The organism is Pseudomonas sp. Kh14 (genome assembly GCF_900291005.1).
GTDB classification, from domain to species: Bacteria; Pseudomonadota; Gammaproteobacteria; order Pseudomonadales; family Pseudomonadaceae; genus Aquipseudomonas; species Aquipseudomonas alloputida.
In genome coordinates this window covers 1-258 of sequence record NZ_OLKJ01000174.1, presented here as the reverse complement: position 1 = coordinate 258, position 258 = coordinate 1, and the positions used below count along the sequence as shown (strand labels likewise).

1 pseudogene is annotated in these 258 nt (G+C 65.9%); it reads right to left on the bottom strand.

From position 1 onward, the window contains the following. A pseudogene (locus tag FQ668_RS27740) lies at nucleotides 1-258 on the bottom strand (CoA transferase subunit A); the annotation flags it as partial.

Below are 258 nucleotides of genomic sequence, written 5' to 3'. Positions count from 1 at the left end.
CATCCGGGCGCACCGACGGCACGGCTGCCAGCACTTCACCGGTGAACGGGCAGGTGACGCTCTTGATCAGCGGGTTGACCTTCGGCAGGTCGGAGCCGGCGTAGGCACGCAGCACGGCGAACGGCAGGCCAGAAGCACCGGCGACATAGGCGTTTGCCAGGTCGGCATGGCTGTGTTCTTCGATTTCGATGGCGTGTGGCCACTGCTTCTCGACGGCATCACGCAGGCGGTGCAGCGAGCCGACACCTGGGTTACCAC